Below are 6,712 nucleotides of genomic sequence, written 5' to 3' on the forward strand. Positions count from 1 at the left end.
GTAGTGGTCTAATAGTCCCGGACACATTAATAAGAGACAATACCCGTCAACGATTAAGGTGTCAGCATGAGTCAGAAAAAGTCGTATAAGCAGTATACAAAAGAGTTTAAAGAAGAGGCCGTTTCCTTGGTGCGCGACCAAGGTTATTCCGTCCCTGAAGCGGCTAAATCCCTCGGCATTAGCGCCAATATGCTCTACAAGTGGAAGGAAAAGATTGAAGCTCAACTTGAAAATCAGGTTCTGGCTGAAGACGAGCGCGCCGAGTTAAAACGGCTTCGCAAAGAAAACAAAGAGCTGCGCATGGAAAAGGAAATTCTAAAAAAGGCTTCGGCCTTCTTCGCGAAAGAAATGAAATAAAGTTCGCCTTCATTCAGGCAGAGTCGAATCGCTTCCCTGTGAAAGTGCTTTGCCGGGCTCTGCGTGCAAGTCGATCAGCATTCTATGCCTGGCGACGGCGCTCCGCGCCGGTGATCCGGTTTGATGAGCTGCATCTGCATCGGCGAATGAAGCGACTGTTTAACGCTTCTCGAAGCAGTCTGGGCAGTCGAGAGATGATGAAGAAGCTACGGGAAGAAGGCTTTCAGGTGGAACGCTACCGGGTTCGCAAGCTCATGAGGCGGCTTGGTCTTCAGGTCACGCAACGCGTTGCTTACAAAGCCACTACAAGGCGCAAACACCATCATGCGGTGGCGGATAACTTGTTGAATCAGAATTTTAATCCTACCGCGCCCAATCAGGTTTGGGCTGGCGACGTGACCTATCTGAAAACAGGAGAAGGCTGGATATATCTGGCCATTGTCATGGATTTATATTCCCGAAGGATCGTCGGGTGGCGCATCGATAAGCGCATGACAACGAGCCTGGTCAGCCAGGCGCTGATCAAGGCCTACAATTTGCGGAAGCCGCCCAAGGGCCTGATATTCCATAGTGACCGGGGCTCTCAGTACACCAGCGGACATTATCGAAAACTGCTGGAAAAGTATGAAATCAGGGCAAGTATGGGCGATGTAGGAGCCTGTTGGGACAATGCGGTGGTTGAACGCTTTTTTGGTAGCCTTAAGCATGACTGGATATTAAAAATCCCCCAGCCCACCCGGGAACACATGAAGCAGGATGTCGCAGCCTACATGAGATATTACAACCTCGAAAGACTGCATACGGCGAACAATGATATGTCGCCGGTTAATTATGAAAACTCTCTAAAGAAAGTGTCCGGTGGGATTTGACCAGAACAGAGTCCCTTAATAGCGTCATTAGGAAGGTGATCAAAAAACGGAAACTGTTCCCCACAGATGATTCCGCGAGGAAGGTGGTGTATCTGGCGATCATGGATGCATCGAAGAAATGGACGATGCCGATCAGGAATTGGAAGTCAGCGCTGAACCGATTTATGATCGAGTTCGAAGATCGCTTGACTGGGTATCTCTAACAACCAGGCAGATACACAGAATTATTTACAGGGTCATTACTGTTTTTTAAATATAGAAGTCACCTCATATATCTCGCTTATCAGTTCCTTTAGAATTCTGGTATTGTATACTCTTTCAGGTTGAGACCAGTTTGGCCTCCCATTTATCTTATTAACCACCTCCATCTTATATTTCCCACTAGGGTCCCCATCTGGATGCCAACCAACATCAATGAGTTTTTTTCATTGATATCCTCAATCTGAAGTAAGTCCTGAACAAATATTAAAGGCCAAATTGAGGAAGCAGTTTCTCCTTCTAATAGTGAGGGATCAATATCATATAGTTGGCTATATGTGATCCGCCAACCGTTTATTTCTTTAAAGTCAACAAGCTTTAATTCTTTATGTAAGTTATGGTTTATCCTCTTTGATTCCATAGTTCTTTAACAACCTATTCTCATTGATTGGATGTCCATGATAAGTTCCAGAAGTAATTTCTGCTCGAATCCATTGAGTAGCTTCTCCATTATCATATCCCACGACCTCATCTGATTTGTAGAAGAAATATTTAGTCTGGCTACCACCTGGCTTTTCCAAAACAATGCCTTTTTGTGTCGCCAGCTTTTTTAGTGCCTTATTGTTAATGCCCGGCAAATATTGGGCTGCGCCATTATTTGAGCTATATTGAAAGGCTTGCTCTACCGTATTTGCTTTCATATGTTTGTAACCATGCGGTGTCCATTGGGCCTTGGCAACCTCTACTCTGTGCGCTTTTTTGTCCCTGAACCGGTTATAACTTGGGCTAGCCTCATCAAAATCAGGATAGGAGTGGCCAGATTCTCCCTCCTCACATTTTAACCCAAACGGGTCCACCCATCCCGTAGGATTCGGCGCATATTGATAGTTATTCTCTCCCCCCCAACAATCCAACTGGGTCCTGATTGATAAACCGTGCGGCGCTGGGGTCATAATAACGGTGCCGGTTGTAGTGCAGGCCGGTTTCTTCGTCGTAGTACTGTCCCTGGAAGCGCAGTGGGTTCTGTACTTCTTCGACGTCTTGCAGCGCCAGATTTCCGTAGGCTTTGTAGCGGGCGGACCAGACGACTTCACCTTCCGCATTGGTCATTTCCTGCGGCGTGCCCAGATGGTCCAGGTGGTAGTGGTAGACTTGTTTGTCCTGGATGAACGCTAGTGGACGGAAGCTGTTGGGTTCGTAGACGTAGACTTTGTTCAGGTGGTTGCGCTGTTCAGATAACAGCACGTCGCCGTTCCAGAGGAACTCGGTCTTGCCGAAGGCGTCCTGTTTGGCGATGCGGCGTCCCAGGGCGTCATAGTCGTAGCAGGATTCCGACTCGCCCTGGCTCTCTCACAGCTATCGACCCACTTTGAGGGATAGCTAGACGCTCAAGGGGACTGACATAGAGCCTCAGCTTTCATTAATGCCGCCTCTTTCTTTTTTAAATAGTAAGTACTGGATAAGACGGAAAAATTCACTCTGCTTATACGGAAGATATTTTCCTACATTTCATCAAGCATATTTAGCGCATCGCAAATTTCTTCCCTTATAATTCTATTGTTAATATTTTTCGCCGCAATCAATCCTTCTTTTGCTATCCTTCCTGCCGGTCTGTCAAGCGTTGCTATCCAGTGTAGACAGTCAATACATTTTATATTTGTGTTAAAATTAAAGTCTCCATTTAATTTATATGGAATATGATTCAATAGAGAGGTTGTTGCCAGCGCTAGTAATTCGTCACTTATTGGCTCCTCGACAAGATCTGAAATCAGATCAACAACCGCTTCAGGATGAAATTTTTCTTTATAATTATCCAAAATATCGCAGAAATATTTTATATAAATTTGTTTTGGGTCCTCTCTACAAAAATAAAGGAGTTTAGAAATTAAACTCCAGTCCCTGTCGTGAATGGCACTTTCAATAAGAGAGGAAATTACTTCCTGTGGAGGTAAAGGTATGTCTCTTAGATCATCGAAAGAACAATTGGAAACCTGATTCTTAAATTCGAGTTTGTTCATGTTTTTTTCTTGGATTCTATTTTTGTCATTTTGATCGGTTTAAACAATTCTTTTGTTTCTGGGCTAAGGCCATAATTCAAGCTCCCTCTCTCGCTCTTCAAGTGAATGTATTTTTCTTTTTCAGATAATGCATTAGTAAATTCCGGCAAATTGGAAAATTTACTTAATTCAGGTTGGTTGGGAGCACGAGCGCCATGTTCTTCCAACAGACTCCTCGTGCCAGCCGGCACTTCTAACCTAATAAGATGGTCGTATTTTTTCTGTGTTTTGGGTTTACTTTTATACATCAAATATAAAGGATAGCTTTTATCTTGGGTGACAAAGTAGTCTACCCCTCTGGGAACATTATTATTTTCTTTCTGCATTCTTTCCCACTCTTTATCACAAACAGCTCTATAAAAAATTTCGACATCTGCACACGGCCCCCGGGCAGACTACTCTCTGCCGTAAGTTGCACTGCTTCAGCCTTAGGACAATCCCCAGGTTTGGCAGTCAACCCAAACGGGTCCACCCACCCCGTGGGGTTCAGCGCATATTGATAATTGTTGTCTCCCCCCCAACAGTCCAACTGGGTCCTGATTGATAAACCGTGCGGTGCTGGGGTCATAATAACGGTGCCGGCTGTAGTGCAGGCCGGTTTCTTCGTCGTAGTATTGGCCCTGGAAGCGCAGTGGGTTCTGCACTTCTTCGACGTCTTGCAGCGCAAGGTTTCCGTAGGCTTTGTAGCGGGCGGACCAGACGGCTTCGCCTTCCGCATTGGTCATTTCCTGCGGTGTGCCCAGGTGGTAGTGGTAGACTTGTTTGTCCTGGATGAACGCCAGCGGACGGAAGCTGTCGGGTTCGTAGACGTAGACTTTGCTCAGGTGGTTGCGCTGTTCCGAGAGCAGCACGTCGCCGTTCCAGAGGAACTCGGTCTTGCTGATGCGGCACCCTAAAGCGCCGTATTGTAAATAAGCCGCTTGATCCAGTTATTCGCTACTTCAGCGTCAAACTTCTGAACCTGCGAATCGCTGATATCAACCGCGTTATAACCTAGTCAGACTTCGTTTGTGTAACGTTCGTTGTGTGTTTTCTAGCGCTATAACGTAGGCAAGGCGTGTACTAAAAGTCTAAGCCTTATAGCCTTATTGTGGGCGCGTAGAAAGCCCAAGATGCTTACTCACCACAGTGATCACAACATGATCAAATACAGACTGAGGTAGGATTTAGGACCTCTCTTTCTAGTCGCGTAGAAGACTTCTACGACAACGCCTTGCCAGAAATAGTCAACGACTTGTGCAAGGCAGAAGTCATCCACTAAAACTCCCCCTGAAAAGGGCTGGATAAACTCAATCAGCCCCTCATTTGGGTGAGTGGTTCAACATTTATCAAAATATTGACATCAATATATATCCTTTCTCTCAATATTTTCTATATCAATCTTCAATAGCTCTAAAAAATTAGGCCCATACGGCTCTCCATTAACATGGAACTCCGTCTCAACCCCACTTTCTTTAAGTTCATTTACCATCTCATAAACCAATCTCCAACCACAGTAAAACTCTGAGACTTTCAGCTGGAAATTACATATAGGGATTTTTCTTTTTATTGAATTTGCGATAGATGAAACAGGTATTTTAATATGTTTTCTAATTATTTTTATGGTTGAAGCGAGATCGTCTTCACTGAAGACAAAAACCTCAATGTTCAAATCTTTTTTCATTTAACTATATGTCCTGTTTTTGCAGCCGAACCATCTTTTTTTCTTCGCGCTACAGATGTAACCGATTCATTTTTAAGCAACACCGGCTTTTCTATTCTCCACCAAGTTCTCTCTCCCCATTGGCCGAACCTATTTGCGCCCGTATTAAATACGTTAATATCTCCACTTGCATTAGATGCAAATTTAGTCGAAGCCATGTTCCATAACTTAGCTGCTTTTCCAGAGTCCATATCATTTGATTTGGAGAATAAATCTAACTGCTCAAGAACTTTTCCTCCCGATGTCTGCTCTAATGTCGATTTACCATTAGCTTTTGCCCAAGTCTGGGCAACAAGCATATTATTTACTCCAGGATGCCGTGAAGTTCCCCAAAATACTGCACCATCTTTTTTCGTACTAAAGTCAAGTTGATCGCTTCTAATCATTTCTCTTATTTTGTAATAAGCTCTGTCTGGATCATTTAATACTAACTCTTTTAGTTGATCTATCTCTTCCTGAGTAAGCTCTTTACAAGTTAACCCAAACGGGTCCACCCATCCCGTGGGGTTCGGCGCATATTGATAGTTGTTGTCTCCCCCCAACAGTCCAACTGGGTCTTGGTTGATAAACCGTGCGGCGCTGGGGTCGTAGTAGCGGTGCCGGTTGTAGTGCAGGCCGGTTTCTTCGTCGTAGTATTGGCCCTGGAAGCGCAGTGGGTTCTGCACTTCTTCGATGTCTTGCAGCGCCAGGTTTCCGTAGGCTTTGTAGCGGGCGGACCAGACGACTTCACCTTCCGCATTGGTCATTTCCTGTGGCGTGCCCAGGTGGTCCAGGTGGTAGTGGTAGACCTGCTTGTCCTGGATGAACGCCAGCGGACGGAAGCTGTTGGGTTCGTAGACGTAGACTTTGTTCAGGTGGTTGCGCTGTTCCGAGAGCAGCACGTCGCCGTTCCAGAGGAACTCGGTCTTGCCGAAGGCGTCCTGTTTGGCGATGCGGCGTCCCAGGGCGTCGTATTGGTACTCCGTCTTTTGCCCGTCTTTTTCAATAGCGACTAGTTGGTTCTGCTTGTTGTACTGGTAACGGGTCTCCAGCTTGCCGCCTTTGCCGCGTTTTTCGAGTATCAGGTTGCCGGCGGCGTCGTACTCGAAGTGGCGGTCGCCATGGAAGTTCAGGCGGTTGCCCTTGGCCTGATTCTGGCCGTCGAGAATATTGCCCGCCGGGTCGAAGGCGAATTCTTCGTTGCAATAGCCTTCAACTGTTTTCAGGCGATCAAGGGCGTCGTAACGGTAATGAGTGGTTCCTTTTTTCAGGTCGTCGATCAGCGCTAGGTTACCGCTGGCGTCATAGCCGTAGCTGCGCTCGATGATGCGCGCTTTGCTCTGACGATGACTGACCCGATGACGAGTCAGACGCCCCATGACGTCGTAGTCGTAGCGGGATTCCGCCGCGCCCTGGCGGCGACGTAATTCGCGTCCGTCCTGGTCCCGTTCGATGCTGGCCAATACGTCGCCATTGTGGCTGACCTGGGTGAACAGACCATGACGGTCATAGCCAAAGCCAAGGACGCCGCCGTCCGGCAGCAGTGATTG

The 6,712-nt window shown here is 46.5% G+C and carries 8 protein-coding genes and 1 pseudogene; 2 read left to right on the top strand and 7 right to left on the bottom strand.

What is annotated here, in order from left to right; translation table 11 throughout:
- Positions 1–66 precede the first annotated feature (66 nt).
- Positions 67–1,226 (top strand): IS3 family transposase gene (locus tag ONV78_RS31685; protein ID WP_279508591.1). Its coding sequence is split into 2 segments (ribosomal slippage): positions 67–331 and positions 331–1,226, totalling 1,161 coding nucleotides; the frame shifts between segments, so codons are not numbered across the junction.
- An 8-nt stretch (positions 1,227–1,234) separates the two neighbouring features.
- Positions 1,235–1,429, top strand: a pseudogene (locus tag ONV78_RS31690) (transposase); the annotation flags it as partial.
- A gap of 390 nt (positions 1,430–1,819) precedes the next feature.
- Here ONV78_RS31690 and ONV78_RS31695 read toward each other — a convergent pair.
- The 7 genes from ONV78_RS31695 to ONV78_RS31725 form a co-directional block, all read right to left on the bottom strand.
- Positions 1,820–2,125, bottom strand: a complete 306-nt coding sequence (locus ONV78_RS31695) for a hypothetical protein (protein ID WP_279508592.1) — start codon at positions 2,123–2,125, stop codon at positions 1,820–1,822.
- A 187-nt stretch (positions 2,126–2,312) separates the two neighbouring features.
- Positions 2,313–2,669, bottom strand: coding sequence for an RHS repeat-associated core domain-containing protein (locus ONV78_RS31700; RefSeq protein WP_279508593.1), 357 nt, complete (start codon positions 2,667–2,669; stop codon positions 2,313–2,315).
- Positions 2,670–2,926: 257 nt separating this feature from the next.
- Positions 2,927–3,442 (bottom strand): hypothetical protein, encoded by a 516-nt coding sequence (locus tag ONV78_RS31705; protein ID WP_279508594.1) that lies wholly within the window; start codon positions 3,440–3,442, stop codon positions 2,927–2,929.
- Positions 3,439–3,807, bottom strand: a complete 369-nt coding sequence (locus ONV78_RS31710) for a hypothetical protein (RefSeq protein ID WP_279508596.1) — start codon at positions 3,805–3,807, stop codon at positions 3,439–3,441. Before ONV78_RS31710 ends, ONV78_RS31705 begins: the two co-directional genes overlap by 4 nt.
- Before the next feature lie 102 nt (positions 3,808–3,909).
- A complete protein-coding gene (locus ONV78_RS31715) occupies positions 3,910–4,332 on the bottom strand; it encodes an RHS repeat-associated core domain-containing protein (protein ID WP_279508597.1) in 423 nt (140 codons plus the stop codon).
- A gap of 491 nt (positions 4,333–4,823) precedes the next feature.
- Positions 4,824–5,144, bottom strand: coding sequence for a hypothetical protein (locus tag ONV78_RS31720; RefSeq protein ID WP_279508598.1), 321 nt, complete (start codon positions 5,142–5,144; stop codon positions 4,824–4,826).
- Positions 5,141–6,712, bottom strand: a 1,572-nt coding sequence (locus ONV78_RS31725; protein ID WP_279508600.1) for an RHS repeat-associated core domain-containing protein, incomplete at its 5' end; no start/stop codon positions are given. The genes ONV78_RS31720 and ONV78_RS31725, both read right to left, overlap by 4 nt.

The organism is Hahella sp. CR1 (assembly GCF_029813005.1).
Lineage (GTDB): Bacteria > Pseudomonadota > Gammaproteobacteria > Pseudomonadales > Oleiphilaceae > Hahella.